13 protein-coding genes are annotated in these 15,798 nt (G+C 56.6%); 3 read left to right on the forward strand and 10 right to left on the reverse strand.

Annotated elements, in window-relative coordinates; translation table 11 throughout:
• Positions 1-81: 81 nt before the first annotated feature.
• The 7 genes from AC0LWF_RS08665 to AC0LWF_RS08695 form a co-directional block, all read right to left on the reverse strand.
• On the reverse strand, positions 82-1,548 hold the full coding sequence (locus tag AC0LWF_RS08665; RefSeq protein ID WP_474651226.1) for a bifunctional 2-methylcitrate dehydratase/aconitate hydratase: 1,467 nt from the start codon (positions 1,546-1,548) through the stop codon (positions 82-84).
• Between the two features lie 28 nt (positions 1,549-1,576).
• Positions 1,577-2,875, reverse strand: a complete 1,299-nt coding sequence (locus AC0LWF_RS08670) for a citrate/2-methylcitrate synthase (RefSeq protein ID WP_474651144.1) — start codon at positions 2,873-2,875, stop codon at positions 1,577-1,579.
• Between the two features lie 3 nt (positions 2,876-2,878).
• Complete coding sequence (prpB, locus tag AC0LWF_RS08675; RefSeq protein ID WP_474651145.1) at positions 2,879-3,793, reverse strand: methylisocitrate lyase; 915 nt, start codon at positions 3,791-3,793, stop codon at positions 2,879-2,881.
• A gap of 70 nt (positions 3,794-3,863) precedes the next feature.
• On the reverse strand, positions 3,864-4,997 hold the full coding sequence (locus AC0LWF_RS08680) for an acyl-CoA dehydrogenase family protein (RefSeq protein ID WP_474651146.1): 1,134 nt from the start codon (positions 4,995-4,997) through the stop codon (positions 3,864-3,866).
• Positions 4,998-5,006: 9 nt separating this feature from the next.
• A complete protein-coding gene (locus AC0LWF_RS08685) occupies positions 5,007-5,867 on the reverse strand; it encodes a 3-hydroxybutyryl-CoA dehydrogenase (protein WP_474651147.1) in 861 nt (286 codons plus the stop codon).
• A gap of 64 nt (positions 5,868-5,931) precedes the next feature.
• On the reverse strand, positions 5,932-7,143 hold the full coding sequence (locus tag AC0LWF_RS08690) for an acetyl-CoA C-acetyltransferase (protein ID WP_474651227.1): 1,212 nt from the start codon (positions 7,141-7,143) through the stop codon (positions 5,932-5,934).
• Complete coding sequence (locus AC0LWF_RS08695; protein WP_474651148.1) at positions 7,136-8,323, reverse strand: acyl-CoA dehydrogenase family protein; 1,188 nt, start codon at positions 8,321-8,323, stop codon at positions 7,136-7,138. Before AC0LWF_RS08695 ends, AC0LWF_RS08690 begins: the two co-directional genes overlap by 8 nt.
• A 148-nt stretch (positions 8,324-8,471) precedes the next feature.
• On the opposite strand from AC0LWF_RS08695, the gene AC0LWF_RS08700 reads away from it, so the two are divergent.
• Together AC0LWF_RS08700 and AC0LWF_RS08705 are read left to right on the forward strand one after the other, a co-directional pair.
• The gene (locus AC0LWF_RS08700; protein ID WP_474651149.1) at positions 8,472-8,732 is read left to right on the forward strand and encodes a hypothetical protein; all 261 of its coding nucleotides are present in this window, start codon (positions 8,472-8,474) and stop codon (positions 8,730-8,732) included.
• A complete protein-coding gene (locus AC0LWF_RS08705) occupies positions 8,692-9,360 on the forward strand; it encodes an ankyrin repeat domain-containing protein (protein WP_474651228.1) in 669 nt (222 codons plus the stop codon). The genes AC0LWF_RS08700 and AC0LWF_RS08705 overlap by 41 nt, the downstream gene beginning before the upstream one ends.
• Positions 9,361-10,410: 1,050 nt before the next feature.
• On the opposite strand, the gene fsa is transcribed toward AC0LWF_RS08705, so the two are convergent.
• The 3 genes from fsa to zwf form a co-directional block, all read right to left on the reverse strand.
• On the reverse strand, positions 10,411-11,076 hold the full coding sequence (gene fsa, locus AC0LWF_RS08710; protein WP_474651150.1) for a fructose-6-phosphate aldolase: 666 nt from the start codon (positions 11,074-11,076) through the stop codon (positions 10,411-10,413).
• A 66-nt stretch (positions 11,077-11,142) separates the two neighbouring features.
• Positions 11,143-13,137: a transketolase gene (gene tkt, locus AC0LWF_RS08715; protein WP_474651151.1), complete on the reverse strand. Its 1,995-nt coding sequence runs from the start codon at positions 13,135-13,137 to the stop codon at positions 11,143-11,145.
• Positions 13,115-14,659 carry a glucose-6-phosphate dehydrogenase gene (zwf, locus tag AC0LWF_RS08720; RefSeq protein ID WP_474651152.1) on the reverse strand — a complete coding sequence of 515 codons (1,545 nt, stop codon included), beginning with the start codon at positions 14,657-14,659 and terminating at the stop codon, positions 13,115-13,117. Before zwf ends, tkt begins: the two co-directional genes overlap by 23 nt.
• 167 nt (positions 14,660-14,826) lie before the next feature.
• Between zwf and AC0LWF_RS08725 the strand changes: the two genes are divergently transcribed.
• A complete protein-coding gene (locus AC0LWF_RS08725) occupies positions 14,827-15,705 on the forward strand; it encodes a LysR family transcriptional regulator (RefSeq protein WP_474651229.1) in 879 nt (292 codons plus the stop codon).
• Positions 15,706-15,798: the final 93 nt, after the last annotated feature.

The following is a 15,798-nucleotide window of genomic DNA, read 5'->3' on the forward strand; positions in this document are numbered from 1 at the left end:
AGTGGATATTCCCACTTATCGGTGATGTGCGATAGGGCGAGCTATCAGACAATGAACGAGCGAGTGGAAGAATCGTTCAGGTTATTCAACAAGCGCAAGCAGCTCCATAAAGGCGGGCACCGTCATCGCTTCCAGCTGCTCGCGGTCATTGCACACTTCGGCAATGCGCTGCGCTTGGTCAGCGGAATATCTCGTCGCTAGATTCGCCTCGAACTTCTGCTTCAACAGCGGAATGCCTTCCGCCCTCCGGCGACGATGCCCGATTGGATATTCCGTCGCAAGCTCCGCTGTCGCGCTGCCGTCCTTGAAGAACACCTGCACGCTGCTCGCAATCGAGCGTTTCTCCGGATCGAGATAATCGACCGAATACGGCACATGCTCCGTCACTTCCATCAAGCCGCGCAGCTGGTCAATGCGCGGATCAGCAGCCGCTTCATCCTCGTAATGGTCAGCGTTAAGCTCCCCGTGGAGCAGGCCGATGGCCGTCATATATTGCAGGCAATGATCGCGGTCAGCCGGGTTATGCAGCGCCCCCTTCTTGTCGATGATCCGTATCGCAGACTCATGCGTCCGAATGCGGATGCTCGCGATATCTTCTAATCGGCCTGCGACCGCCGGATGCAGACGGATCGCGCTCTCCACCGCCGTTTGTGCGTGGAACTCGGCGGGGAAGGAAATTTTGAATAGTATATTCTCCATGACGTAGGAGCCGTATGTACGGCTAAGTTTGAACGGCTGGCTTTTGAAAGATACATCATAGAATCCCCATCCTTTCGCCGATAGCGCCGACGGATAGCCCATCTCCCCCCGCAGTACGATGAGCGCAAGCCGCAGCGCGCGGCTTGTCGCATCACCCGCGGCCCAGGACTTGCGAGAGCCGGTATTCGGCGCATGTCGATATGTGCGCAGCGCCTGACCGTCAAGCCAAGCATGCGAAAGCGCGTTGATGATGTCGGTCTTGCTGCCTCCGAGCAGTCCAGCGGCAACTGCCGTCGATGCGACTTTAACAAGTACAACGTGATCGAGGCCGACGCGGTTGAAGCTGTTCTCAAGCGCCATCGCGCCTTGAAGCTCATGCGCCTTGATCATCGACGTAAGCACATCGCGCATCGTAAGCGCCGCTTCCCCAGCAGCAAGGCGAAGCCTGCTCGTATAATCAGCCGCAGCAAGAATGGCGCCAAGATTATCGGAAGGATGGCCCCACTCCGCCGCAAGCCACGTATCGTTATAATCGAGCCACCGGATCATACAGCCGATATTGAATGCCGCCGTTACCGGGTCGAGACGATAGCTTGTGCCTGGAACAGGAACACCGCCAGCCAGCTCCGCGCCGGGTACAACTGGGCCTAGCAGCTTAGTGCAAGCGGGGTATTTTAAAGCTAAAATACCGCAGCCGAGCGTATCCATCAGGCAATGCCTAGCCGTCTCGTATGCGAGCTCACTGTCAATGACAGAGCTCGTTACGTAATCAGCCATATCGACTAGCACTTGGTCCGGCTCTGGCCTTTTGTTGTCCCCGCTATGATCGATTCCATGTCCGTTTCCCACGAAGAGCACCTCGATCCCCTCTCTAAATCTAAAATCGCGAATGAACATCGGCCCACGGCTGGTTGTCAGGTCCGATATACGCCGCTGACGGACGGATGAGACGGTTATTGAGCCGCTGCTCCATAACATGGGCGGTCCAGCCCGTAATACGAGAGATGACGAAGATTGGCGTAAACATCGGCGTCGGGACCCCCATGAAGTGATACGCGGAAGCGCTGTAGAAATCGAGGTTCGGGAACAATCCTTTCTCCTGCCGCATCACGTCTTCAATCGCTTCGGAAATCGCGTATAGCTGGCCATCCTGCGCCCAGAGCGAGAGCGTCTCCGACCATTTCTTAATAATGTCGGAGCGCGGATCAGACACCGTGTACACGCGGTGACCGAAGCCCATAATGAGCTGCTTCGCTGCGAGCCGTTCGCGGGTGCCGGCCACCGCTTCCTCCGGCGTCTCGAAGGAGGTGATCAGCTCCATTACCGCTTCATTCGCGCCGCCGTGCAAGTTGCCGCGCAGCGTACCGATGCCTGTGGCGATGCACGAATGGTAGTTCGATAGCGTCGAAGCGGTCACCCGTGCTGCGAACGTCGATGCATTGAATTCATGCTCGGCGTAGAGAACGAGCGATACGTCGAAGACGCGCATCGCTGCTCGCTCAGCGTGACGCCCGTGAAGCAGATAGAGGAAATGACCGGCAACGCTGTAATTGTTGAAGTCGTATTCTTGCGGATCATCAGGTGTGGCAGATGCAGGTGCAGCTACGTCTGCCGACGGCTGCAGCGTCGGAGCTTGCTGCGGGTCATCCACCGCGGTATCCGCAGTAATGACGAGAGCGGAAGACTTCGAGTCTGCTGCTTCTGCGGCATCGGCTGCAGGAGGAGAGCCGGCTGGAGCCGTGTTGCCGCTGTCCGAGCCGCGGTGATAGTGATACCAATGCAGCAGCATCGGACCTGTGAGCGCAATGAGCCGGTCCGCGAGATCTGCGGCCGTCCGCGTCTGCGTCTCTGGCTCCATTGTGCCGAGCGCGGTGCAGCCAACCTGCAGCACCTCCATCGGATGGGCATCCGCCGGAAGCAGCTCCAGTATGCGCGCCAGCGTCTCCGGCAGGACGCTAGCGTCCGCCAGCTTACGCCGATAGCTCGTAAGCTCATCAATATTCGGCAGCTTGCCATGAATGAGCAGATACGCCGTTTCCTCGAAGCTTCCATGATCCGCCAAATCTTCAATGGAGTAGCCTCGGTATGTTAGGCCTCTGCCATCTTTTCCTACTGTACTGATTGCTGTGGAACCGGCCTCAATACCGGCCAAGCCTCCGGGCTTCTTCACAGCCATCGTTCACTCCCCCTCATACGGCTCGTCGACTTGTGCGAACAGCGCATCCAGCTTGCGCTCATACTCGTAGTAGCCTAAATACCTGTACAGCTCCTCCCTCGTCTGCATGTCGCCAAGCACACCTGCCTGCGTCCCTTGCGAGCGAAGCGCGGCGTAGACCTTCAGCGCTGCCGCATTCATCGCTCGGAACGCCGAGAGCGGATAGAGCACCATCGACACGCCGACTCCGGCGAGCTCTTCCACTGTAAACAGCGGTGTACGCCCGAACTCCGTAATGTTCGCTAGCACCGGCACTTTCACTTGCGAGGTGAAGGCCGCATAATCTACCAAACTTCCCGCCGCCTCGAGAAAAATCATATCTGCGCCCGCCTCCACATAAGCGAGCGCTCTTGCGACAGCGCCTTCCATCCCTTCCGAAGCGAGCGCATCCGTGCGCGCCATCAGTACAAAATCCGCGTCGCTCTTCGCATCCGCCGCAGCTCTTATGCGATCCGCCATCTCAGCCGTGCTCACGATCGCTTTGTTCGGCCGATGCCCGCAGCGCTTGGCGGCAACCTGATCTTCGATATGGATGCCCGCTGCTCCGGCGCGAATCATCTCCCGCACCGTCCGGGCGATATTGAATGCCGAGCCGAAGCCCGTATCCGCATCAACGAGCAGCGGCAGCTCTACGGCGGCGCTAATGCGCCTCACATCCTCCAGCACGTCGCCCTGCGTCGTGATGCCAAGATCGGGCAGGCCGAAGGAGGCGTTCGCCACCCCCGCCCCCGATACATAGAGAGCGCGAAACCCGGTCGATTGCGCTAGCATCGCCGAATAGGCGTTAATAGCGCCGGCGATTTGCAACGGCTTCTCCTGCTGCAGCGCCTCGCGGAACCGGCGGCCCGGCGAGCTTCGATTCATATTCGTCATGCTCATAGCCGGCCTCACTCCTTTCGAGAGGCGAGCTGCTCATCGCAGCTTCAACCTGAAAGCCTCAGCCCCGGCCTTAGCCGCGCAGCAGCTCGCCCGATATGACCATCCGGTGAATCTCGTTCGTTCCTTCGTAGATTTGCGTCACCTTCGCATCGCGGAAGAACCGCTCCGCAGGCAGCTCATCGGCAAGACCGCTTGCGCCGCACCATTGCAGCGTCTTCGTGGCAATGCCCATCGCGGTGTCGCTCGCGAACATCTTCGCCATCGACGCCTCTTTCGTGCAGCGGATACCACGCTCGTGCATATCCGCCGCGCGATACACGAGCAGCGCTGCCGCCTCGACTTGAGCTGCCATGTCGCGCAGCTCCGACGCCGCCCTGCTCCGCTGCCGCTGCGGCATCGCCGTCGCCTGCTGCTCGGCAAGCTCAAGCGCGCCTCTCGCAATGCCGAGCGCTTGCGCGCCGATGCCGATTCGCCCGCCGTTCAAAGCGGACTTGGCAATGGCGAAGCCTTGCCCCTCCTGCCCAAGCCGCCGATCCGCTGGCACGATCGCTTCTTCAAGAATGAGCTCGCACGTGTTGGAGCCGTGGAGCCCCATCTTCTTCTCTTTCTTCCCGACGCGGAAGCCCGGCGTGTTCTTATCCACCAGAAACGCGGTAATCCCGCCGCGATTTCCCGTGTAGCCGTCCTGCACCGCAGCGAACAAAATGTAATTGTCCGCTTCGCCGCCATTCGTAATGAACAGCTTTGAACCGGACAGCACATACGTATCGGAATCCCGGACGGCTGCCGTCCGGATTGTAGATGCATCCGAGCCCGCGTGCGGCTCCGTTAACGCAAATGCGCCGAGCCACTGACCGCTCGCAAGCTTCGGCAAATACGTCTGCTTCTGCTCATCGGTGCCGTGATACACGATTGGCAGCGTCCCGACCGACGTGTGCACGGACAGAATGACCCCAACTGCCGCGCTTACCCGAGACAGCTCCTCAATCGCCAAAATATAAGAGGTCAGCGTAAGGCCGCGGCCACCGTACTCCTTGGCAATCGGTATGCCCATAAATCCAAGGCGCCCCATCTCATCGATGAGCGGCCTCGGAAACGTATCGTTCTCTTCCATTGCAGGAATTGCCGCAGCTACAGCGCTTGCCGCAAACGCCCTCACGCTGCTCCGCAGCAGCTCCTGCTCCGTCGTAAATTTCAGCTTCACAAGAAGAAGTCAGCCCCCTTCATACGTATAAAATCCGTGTCCGCTCTTGCGGCCAAGCCATCCGGCATGCACATAGCTGCGAAGCAGCGGGCACGGCCGGTACTTGGAATCGCCAAAGCCTTCATGCAGCGTCTCCATAATCGCGAGACATGTATCGAGCCCGATCAGATCCGCAAGCGCCAGAGGCCCCATCGGATGATTCATCCCGAGCCGTATGACACCGTCGATTGCCTCGACGGACGCAACCCCTTCATACAGCGTGTAAACCGCCTCGTTAATCATTGGCATTAGAATTCGGTTGGACACGAAGCCGGGAAAATCGCGCACTTCCAGCGCCGTCTTGCCCATCCGCTCCGCAAGCTCCGCCACCGTGGCGTATACCTCATCCGATGTACGCAAGCCGCGAATGATTTCGACGAGCTTCATTACAGGCACCGGGTTCATAAAATGCATCCCGATGACTCGCTCTGGCCGCCTCGTCGCCGAAGCAAGCTCCGTAACAGGCAGCGAAGACGTATTGCTCGCGAGAATGGTATGCACGTCGCAAAGTCCATCCAGCTGCGCAAGCAACGTCTTCTTCGCTGGCATGCTCTCGATGATCGCTTCAATGATGAGGTCGACGCCTTCAGCAGCTGCTTCCAGAGTACCAGCCGCCACGATGCGATCGCGCGCTTGCTCCGCCTGCTCCTGCGTCCATTTACCCTTGGCGGTTCCGCCGGCAAGCTGCTTCCCGATGCCAGCCAGCGCCTTTGTTACCCGCTCCGCTTCGGCATCGTACAACCGTACCTGGCAGCCCGCCTGCGCCGCAACTTGGGCAATTCCGCTGCCCATCTGCCCTGCGCCGATAACGGCGACATGGTTAATGATCACTTGACTCGTTCACCTCCGAAAGGCTCGTGTATCGGAAGTGCGCCGAACAACAGCTAACAGCTGCTCAGGCACTGCTCCCTACTCGCACCAGCACCGCATCTCCCTGACCGCCGCCGCTGCAGATCGCCGCAATGCCGAGGCCGCCGCCGCGCCGCTCCAGGCTATTAATGAGCGTAAGCACGATGCGTGCACCGCTCGCGCCAATCGGGTGCCCGAGCGCGATAGCACCGCCATGCACGTTCACTTTGTCCGCTTCCAAGCCAAGCAGCTTATTGCATGCTAACACAACGACCGCAAAAGCTTCGTTGATCTCGAAAAGGTCAATCGCGGCGAGCAGAAGCCCTTGCTTCGCAAGCAGCTTCTGCACCGCGAACGCTGGCGCAATCGGGTAGTTGCGCGGCTCCACGCTGACCGCTGCATGCCCGAGCAGCTCCGCACGGACGGATAAGCCGTCCCGCTGCGCTCTCTCCTTCGAAGCGACGACGAGCGCAGCCGCGCCGTCGTTCAGCCCGGGGGCATTGCCGGCGGTTATCGTGCCGGAGCTGCCGCCCTTGAACACTGGGGAGAGTGCGGCAAGCTTCTGCGCGCTTGTATCCCCTCGCGGCGCTTCGTCGGTATCAATAGCGAACACATGGCTCTTCGTCTGAGCAGGCGTGCCCGCCGACAGCGGAACCGGAATAATTTCCGAGAGGAACAACCCTTGCATGCTCGCCTGCACCGCTCGTTCATGACTGCGCAGTGCCCATTCGTCCTGTTCAAGCCTTGTAATGCCGTAATCAGCAGCGATGTTATCTGCATAATCACCCATGTGCATATCGGCGAAGGCGCAGCGCAGACCGTCCCGCTGCAGCAAATCGAGCACTTTGCTGTCACCCATGCGGAGACCGAAGCGTGCATCCGGCAACGAGTATGGCACGTTGCTCATGCTTTCCATGCCGCCGGCTACGATTAGCTCCGCATCTCCTGCGGCAATGATCTGCGAAGCGAGCGTCAGGCTGCGCATGCCGGAAGCGCACACCTTATTAATGGTCTCCGCAGGCACAGCAGGCGGTATGCCGCCATAGTCCGCCGCTTGCCGCGCCGGATTCTGCCCCGCCCCCGCTTGAACGGCCATGCCCATCAGCACTTCGTCCACCGACTGCGGCTGGACCCCGCTCTTCTGCAGCGCCCCTTGGATTGCGATGCCTCCAAGCTGGACCGCTCTCATTCCTTTCAATGCACCGCCAAACTTGCCGAAGGCGGTACGCGCCCCTCCGGCAATTACAAGCTCAGCCATGGACATGGCGATTGCGCCCCTCCTTCCTGCGCGGCAGCTTCGGCACGGCAAGCTCGAGTCCTTTGCAGATTTGCACGGCTTTGGCGTCTCGCATATACCGCTCTACCGCAAACTCCTTCATATACCCGTAGCCGCCGAATACTTGCACGGCCTGGATAGTCGACCTGACAGCCGCATCCGCTGCAAAAGCAAGAGCAAGCTCCGACTTCCTATCGTCACCAGCACCATCGCTGTCCTCCCGATGTGCCGCTTGATAAACGAGAAGCCGCGAGGCGTCCGCCGCCGTCCGCATATCCGCAAGCATAAAAGCTACCGCCTGATGCTTCGCAATCGGCTTGCCGAACTGCGTCCGCTCCATCGCGTAAGCGAGCGCCGCATCCACCGCCCCTTGCGCGATGCCCGCAGCTACTGCCGCTAGTCCATAGCGAACGCTTGCCGCCGCAAGCCTCGCAATCGCACCGCCTTGTCCTTCGCGCCCGATCCGCTGCCGCTTCGGAATGCGGCTTTGCGTGAATTTGAGATGCGCCATACCCGCCGAGCGCAGCCCGAGCTTCTTCATGACCGGCAAAATAACGAGGCCAGGACAATCTCGCTCCACGATGAACGCACTATAGCGCTTCCTTCTGCCCGCCTTGCTCAGCCCTGTTTCCGCATAGATGATGAAGAAGTCTGCGGTCGTGCCGCCGAGGACATATTTTTGCACACCGTCGAGCACGTAGCCTTCCTCTTCCTCTTCCGCCTCTGCACCCACCCTTGCCGCCGCCACGCCAACGCGCAGCGAGGTGCTGCCGGACACTGTTCCCGGAAGGACGCCTGAACCAATTCGATTGCCGTCAATGAGCGCCTTCAGGTAGTTCCCCTTCGTCTCGCCGCTGCCGTACGTATAGAGCGGCCAAGCCGCCAAATAAACATGCGCCCATAGAGCCGCTCCGAGCGATGCGCTAACGCGGGACAGCTCCTCCAGCACGAGCACGAAGCTGACGAAGCCGCCACCCGCTCCGCCTGCAGCCTCGGGCCAGGGCAAGCCGGTGAAGCCAAGCTCCGCCATCGCTTGAAACGAACTGCGATCGAACAATTCCGCCTCATCCAAACTGTTTGCTGCACGCGCAATTTCATTTTCTGCAAACCGGGCCGCCATTTCGCGAATCATGAGCTGTTCATCCGTAAGCTGAAAATCCATCTTGTACGCTCCTCCCTCTTCGGCTAAAGACAGAGAGCTGCTTCACTATGGGTGCTTATTACATCGTATTTTCGCGTTCGCTAATTCATGATAGAGTGAGGATAAAGCTGCTTGTTTTGACAATTCGAGGGATGGAGCTGTTCGCTGCATGAATAATAGCAACGAGGTTGATTTCGAGGCGCGGGACGAGGCGTTATCCGAAGTGTTCCGTGAGGCATGTCGCGCGGTAAAATCAGGCTCAGTCGAGCGTTTGGAGGAGCTGCTGCTGGAGTTTCCGGCGCTTGCAGCGGCGCGCTCCATACAGGGGCGCACGCTGCTGCATCATCTCTGCTGGCCATTATCCGCGCCAGCTGGAGATTGGACAGGCTCTGCTTGCGGCAGGCGCAGATGTGAATGCGCGCGCAATTGATCTAGATTGCGGCGAAACCGGGCTGCAGTGGGCCGCCAGCAACGATGATGTGCAAATGGCTGCACTTCTGCTGGATGCAGGCGCATCCGTTAATGGATTGAACGACGACCGCCGGCCGCTGGCTCAAGCGATCTGGTATGGCTGCACGCAGGTGCGGGATCTGCTGCTCGCTCGCGGCGCGGCGCTTGATCTTGAACTGGCTGCCGCCGTGGGGCGCGCCGAGCTGCTGCCGGGCTTCTTCGGCGAAGACGGCCAGCTGCTGGAGAGCGCCGGCGTGCACCGGGAGCCGGTCAATACGCCGATAACCGGCGAGCCTGTAGCGAATGAGCTGCTGCAACAAGCGCTCATTTACGCTTGTATCGGCGGCAGAGTGGAAGCCGCTGGGTATTTGCTCGATCGCGGCGCGGACGTGAACGCGATCCCGCGCGGCTTCGACGCGACCGGCGGAGCCGCGCTCCACTGGGCTGCGGCATCGGGCAACGCCGCGCTCGTGGAGCTTCTGCACAGCCGCGGCGCCGACCTCGGCAAGCGCGATCGCCGGTACAACTCTACTCCGGCGGGATGGGCGAATCACTTCAAGCAGGCGGAGACCGAAGCGCTTCTGAAGCAGCTCGGCGGCGAAGCTTAGGTTAGTAGGGGAAGGAGAGGTACCGGCTGCGTACCTCTCTTTTTTGTGGGCTCGTGCTATGTAACTGTTCTTCGCCATGTAAGAGTACACAGTACCCTTCTTGCTCGCTATTTACTCCATTCTCTCACCATGTAGAGTACCAAGTACCCCTCTTGCTCGCTATTCACTCCATTCTCTCACCATGTAGAGTATCCGTTACCCCTCTTGCTCGCTATTCACTCCATTTCCTGACCATGTAGAGTACCAGTTACCCCTCTTGCTCGCTATTTACTCCATTTCCTGACCATATAGTGTACCAGGTACCCTTCTTGCTCACCAACCTCCCGTTTCTACGACAATTTGATGTCCAGGCCTCCCTTTTTCCAACTAACCGGGGTCCACACTCCGCCAGAACATGCGAATTTAGCTGGTCTGCTGGACCTCGTCTACGTTTTTGAGTATCTTTCGGCCAATGTAGCTGGTCTGCTGGACTCCTTCACGGCCAGCCGTGAACCGAGGCAAAGTGAGTGGTTCGTTTAACTGCTAAAGTGGAAGTTTCGCGGAAATGAGGTAAGCAGCTTCCAAACACACTCCCCCACAAACTAATCCCAAATAAAAGACCTCCTGAATCAGCATTCAGGAGGTCCTCTTATAGATGTGCTGATCTTCTAACGGATCATACAACGTTTATTGACGTCGAAACGACTGTAAAAAAATTCTAACGGATCGTAGCGTCGTTATTGAGCACTTTTGAGGCGATTTCGGGGGCAAAAGCCAGGAATAACGCAGCTGAGATTCGTTACAATTCCGAACCGGTCAAAAACGAACCAATAACGTCTCCTGAGTCCGTTAGCCGGGGGAGGAGTCACCGATGCTCTACCGAAGGGTTCACCGATGATCCACCACCTAGGAACTCACCAAGATTCTCAGCTACCGCCGAAGATTGTCACAATATCGATCGGCGCAGCTGTTCTGCTGCTGCTCTGCTACTGCTCAACTACTGACCCCAAGCCCCGCTACAAACGAAAAACGGGACCAAGCCCTACTGGCCTCGGTCCCGTCCACTCAAACTTACAACACAGCTTTCTTCCAATCCGCTGCAAATTTCTCCATACCTTGCTCAGTCAGCGGGTGCTTAGAAATCTGCTCGATAACCGAGAACGGAATCGTCGCGATGTGCGCGCCAGCCATCGCTACGCGAGTAACGTGATCTGGGTGGCGAACAGATGCTGCGATGATTTGAGCTTCCAGGTTATGAATGCGGAACAGCTCAGCTACTTTTGCGACCAATTGAACGCCATCTTCCGAAATGTCGTCAAGTCGTCCGAGGAACGGAGAGACGTATGTCGCACCGGCGCGAGCCGCGAGCAACGCTTGGTTCACGGTGAAGATGAGCGTGACATTCGTTTTGACGCCTTTTTTGCTCAAGTAACGGCAAGCTTCAAGACCGGCAAGCGTCATTGGCAGCTTGATCGTAATGTTCTTATCGTAGTCGTTGATCTTGATAAGCTCATTCGCTTGTGCGATCATCTCTTCCGCCGTCAGTGCGTCGGGCGTTACTTCAGCCGAAACGGATTCAACCTCAGGCACTTCCCGCAAAATCTCCGCGATCCGATCCTCAAACTTCACGCCTTCCTTCGCAACCAGGGACGGATTCGTCGTTACGCCGGAGAGCACCCCGACTCTATACGCCTTCTTAATGTCTTCCAAATTCGCAGTATCTATAAAAAATTTCATCGCAATTCTTGCCTCCATTACGATTATATTTTTAACTTGCTTTTGCCGTAGGACAGCGACAGCCGTTTACACCAGCAATTCTTTTGCCAATCGAACCACATTGCCTACCGAGAAACCGAAATACTCCATAACTTCCCCGCCTGGACCGGACGCGCCGAATGTATCAATCGACAGCACTGTGCCGCTTGGTCCAACATAGCGATCCCAACCGAGCGAAATGCCCGCTTCAATCGCAACGCGCTTCGTCACTGCCGCAGGAAGCACCGACTCTTTGTAGCTCGCAGACTGACGCTCGAACAGCTCACGGCTCGGCATCGCAACGACGCGTACAGACACGCCAGACTTCTCCAGCTCAGCCTTCGCATTTACTGCCAGCGATACTTCAGAGCCTGTTCCGATTAGAATCACATCCGGATTCGCGTTCGTTTCCGTCAGCACATAAGCGCCTTTGGATACAGCGTCGATGTTCCCGCTTGTCGCTTCATACACAGGCAGGTTCTGTCTGCTCAGCACGAGAGCGACTGGTCCTTCTTGCTGCTGCAGCGAATAGGCCCATGCGCTTGCCGTTTCGTTCGCATCCGTTGGACGGATAACCGTCAGACCCGGGATCGTCCGCAGCGCTGCAAGATGCTCAACCGGCTCATGCGTCGGTCCATCTTCGCCCACCGCGATGGAGTCATGTGTGAACACATACGTGACCGGAAGCTTTTGCAAAGCTGCCAGACGAATCGACGGACGCAAGTAATCGCTGAATACGAAGAACGTGCTGACAAAAGGCTTCACGCCGCCGTGCAGCGCCATACCGTTACCCGCCGCGCCCATCGCATGCTCACGAACGCCGAAGTAAACATTACGTCCTGCATAGGATTCCACTGCGAACTTCTTCTCACCGTTGATATCTGTCATCGTCGAGTGCGATAGATCCGCGCTGCCGCCGAAGATCGAAGGCACGAGCTTCACATAATGGTTAATCGCATTGCCGCTAGCAACACGAGTCGAGACCGTCTTGGATGGGTCAAATGTCAGGATATCCGCTGCATCGATCGTAACCGATCCATCAATGACCTCTGCAAGCTCCTTACCTAGCGATGGATGCTGAGCTGTATACTCCGACACCAAGCTATTCCACGCCGCTTCCTTCGCCGCGCCTTGCTCCTTCAGCCCGTTGAAATGCGCGCGCACTTCTGCCGGCACCGTAAACTCTTCTTCATATTTCCAGCCGTATACCGCTTTTGTCGCGACAGCTTCTTCTTTGCCGAGTGGATTGCCGTGTACCTTGTGCGTACCTGCATTTTTACTGCCATAGCCGATAACGGTACGAACTTCAATCAGTGTCGGCTGCGAATCATGCTGCTTCGCCGCTGCAATCGCTGCGCCAATCGCCTCGATGTCGTTGCCGTCCTCAACACGCAGGTACTGCCAATTCGCGGACGCTGCGCGGTTCTGCATTTGTTCGCCGAACGAGAGGTTCAAGTCGCCATCAAGCGAAATATCATTGGAATCATACAGCACGACCAGCTTGCCGAGCTTCATATGGCCCGCCATTGACATCGCTTCGTAGGAGATTCCCTCCATCAAGCAGCCATCTCCGACTAGAGCAAACGTATAATGATCCACAACCGGGAAACCCTCTTGGTTGTACTTCGAAGCGAGATGCGCTTCTGCCATCGCCATGCCGACTGCATTCGCAATACCTTGACCGAGCGGTCCAGTTGTCGCATCGACGCCGTCTGTATGGCCGAACTCCGGATGACCAGGCGTCTTGCTGTTCAGCTTGCGGAACTGCTTCAGATCCTCAATGCTGACTTGATAGCCAGTCAGATGCAGCAGGCTGTACAGCAAAGCCGAGCCGTGGCCCGCAGATAGAACGAAACGGTCGCGGTTGAACCATTTGGCATGCGCCGGATTGTGGCTAAGATGATTGGCGAAGAGCGTGTACGCCATTGGCGCAGCTCCCATAGGCAATCCCGGATGTCCTGAATTCGCGCTGTTAATCGCGTCGATGGACAATGTCCGGATCGTATCAATCGCTAACTGATCAATCGTTTGTGTTGTAGGCATAAGTTGTTTCTTCTCCTTCTTTGATCTCATTTATTTGTTTTTGCTCTTGCTCCAATTCTTTATCTAACCACCAGCGGTGACCATCTCTGGCGAGCAGCTCCTCAGATGCGCGCGGTCCATAAGATCCCGCTTGATAAGGAAGCAGCGGAATGCGGTTTGCCTGGTAAGCATCAAGGATCGGCTGCACCCATTGCCAGGACAGCTCAACCTCATCCCAATGCGCGAAGAACGTCGGATCACCGAGCATCGCATCGTGAATCAAATTCTCATAGGCTTCCGGCACGTCTTGCGAGCTCGTATGGAATTCGATATTCATCGGTTCAAAAGCACCCTTTTCCCGCGAGTCCTTCATATTCAGCTGCAGTGTGATGCCTTCTTGAGGGCCAATATCAATGACCAGCAAATTCGGCTCCAGCTGCTCAGACTGCTGCGTTCCTTGCTGCTTCAGCGGTTCCTTGAATTCGACTACGATACGCGTGGATTTCTCCTGCATTCTTTTGCCGGTGCGAATATAGAACGGAACGCCTCGCCAGAAATAATCGTCGATCTCAAGCTTGGCTGCAATGAACGTATCGTTCATCGACGTTTCCGGAATTCCCTGCTCGGATGTATAACCGTTAACCGGCTTGCCTTGCATGTTCCCCGCAGCATATTGACCGCGAACGATTGAGGATTGAATGTTGTCGCTCTGCAATGGCACGAGCGCCTCCATCACTTGCTTCTTCCGCAGACGCACAACCTCGGAGGTGCCGTTACTCGGAATATGAATCGCCAGCATCATAAGAAGCTGCAGCATATGGTTCTGGAACATATCTCTGACTGCGCCAGAATGATCGTAATAGCCTGCGCGCTCTTCAACGCCGACCGTCTCATTCGCGGTAATTTGCACATTCGCAATGTGGCGGTTCGTCCAAAGCGCCTGAATGACAGGGTTCGAGCGTTGCAAATACTCTAACTTCTGAACCATTGGCTTGCCCAAATAATGGTCAATGCGGAAAATCTCCTGTTCGGCAAAAGCGCCGCTCAGCTTCTCATTCAGCTCTCTCGCCGATTGCAGGTCGTGACCGAACGGCTTCTCAATAATCAGACGCTTCCAGCCGTCAGCGCCGCCAAGCCCACTGGACTGAATATTCGCTGCGATTGGCTCGAAGAACTCCGGTCCGACGGACAGATAGAACATCCGATTCGGCACTGCTCCGAGTGCGGCCTCCCGCTCCTCAACAAGGCGAAGCAGCTTCGCGTAATCTTCTTCATGACCGATATTAAGCACGCTGTAGCGGAACGCGTTCGAGAAGTTTTTCACCACTGTCTCATCGCCTGGTTCTCTTCTGGAGAACGTCCGCAGCGATTGCTCTACATTCGCCTGGAACGTTTCATTCGTCAGTTCTCTTCTGCCAAGCCCGAATACGGAAAAAGACGACGGCAGCTTGCCGTCGATATATAGGTTGTAGAGTGCCGGGTAGATTTTGCGTTTGGCCAAATCACCTGTGGCACCGAACAGAATAAGCGTCATTGATTCCATAAGTAATCGTTCTCCTTCCTTTGCCATGCAGCTCTGTCAGGGCGGCTTGCTATAACTGATCGCCTGGCCGCTTGTTGCCGCTAGCATCTCTTCGTTAATTCCACTATAATACGATTAACACATATACATGTAATTAATATATTTCACAGGAGCTATAGACCATGTCTATGAACATAAACTACGAGCTGTACAAAGTATTCTACTGGGCTGCGAAGACGGGCAGTCTCACGCAAGCAGCCAAAGCGTTATACATTACGCAGCCAAGTGTCAGCCACGCGATTAAGCAGCTGGAGGACAGCTTCGGCATCACGCTATTTTATCGCAATCCCAAAGGTGTGACGCTCACGCAAGAAGGAACTGTTCTATATTCTTATATCGAGCAATCGCAAATTCTCATCTCACTCGCGGAAGAGAAGATGGCCGCGCTCAAAAATCTCGACAGCGGCGAGCTGCGCATCGGCGGAAGCGACTCCCTGTTCAAACACTATATTCTCCCGTACTTAGAGGAATATCATCGGAAGTATCCTGGCGTACGGCTTCACCTAAACCATGGGACGACGCCGGAGGTCATCTCTTTTCTGAAAGAAGGGCGTATTGATCTCGGGGTCGTGCGAATGCCGATTACAGATCCACAGCTTGAGGTGCGGGAGAGCTTGCAGCTGCAGGACTGCTTCGTTGCAGGACCGCATTATGCGGAATTGAGGAATGTGTCGCTGTCGCTGGAGAAGCTGCAGCAATATCCTATTATTCTGTTCTCGCGCAACAGCCGGGCACGGATGGCGATATCGGAGCTGTTCCAGAGCTACGGTCATACGATAAAGCCAGAGATTGAAGTCGGCAGCGTCGATCTGCTCATCGAACTTGCGCGCAAAGGTCTCGGTATTTCTTATGTAACACGGGAGTTCGTATCCAAGGAGCTTGAGGACGGATCTCTGTTCGAAATTAAGCTCGACGTGCAGCTGCCGCCTTCGCAGGTCGGCATCATGACGATGCGCAGCATGCCTGTGTCTAGTGCAGCGGTGAGGTTTATGGAGATGATTGGGTAATGTTTAATTAATTAGGAATGAACTATAGTTCCTCCGGTGCCGCCTAATTTGGGCGGCATTTATAATGTAGTTGTTAATGTAAGCGCTTTATTA

The sequence above is a fragment of the Paenibacillus sp. sgz302114 genome, from assembly GCF_056120345.1.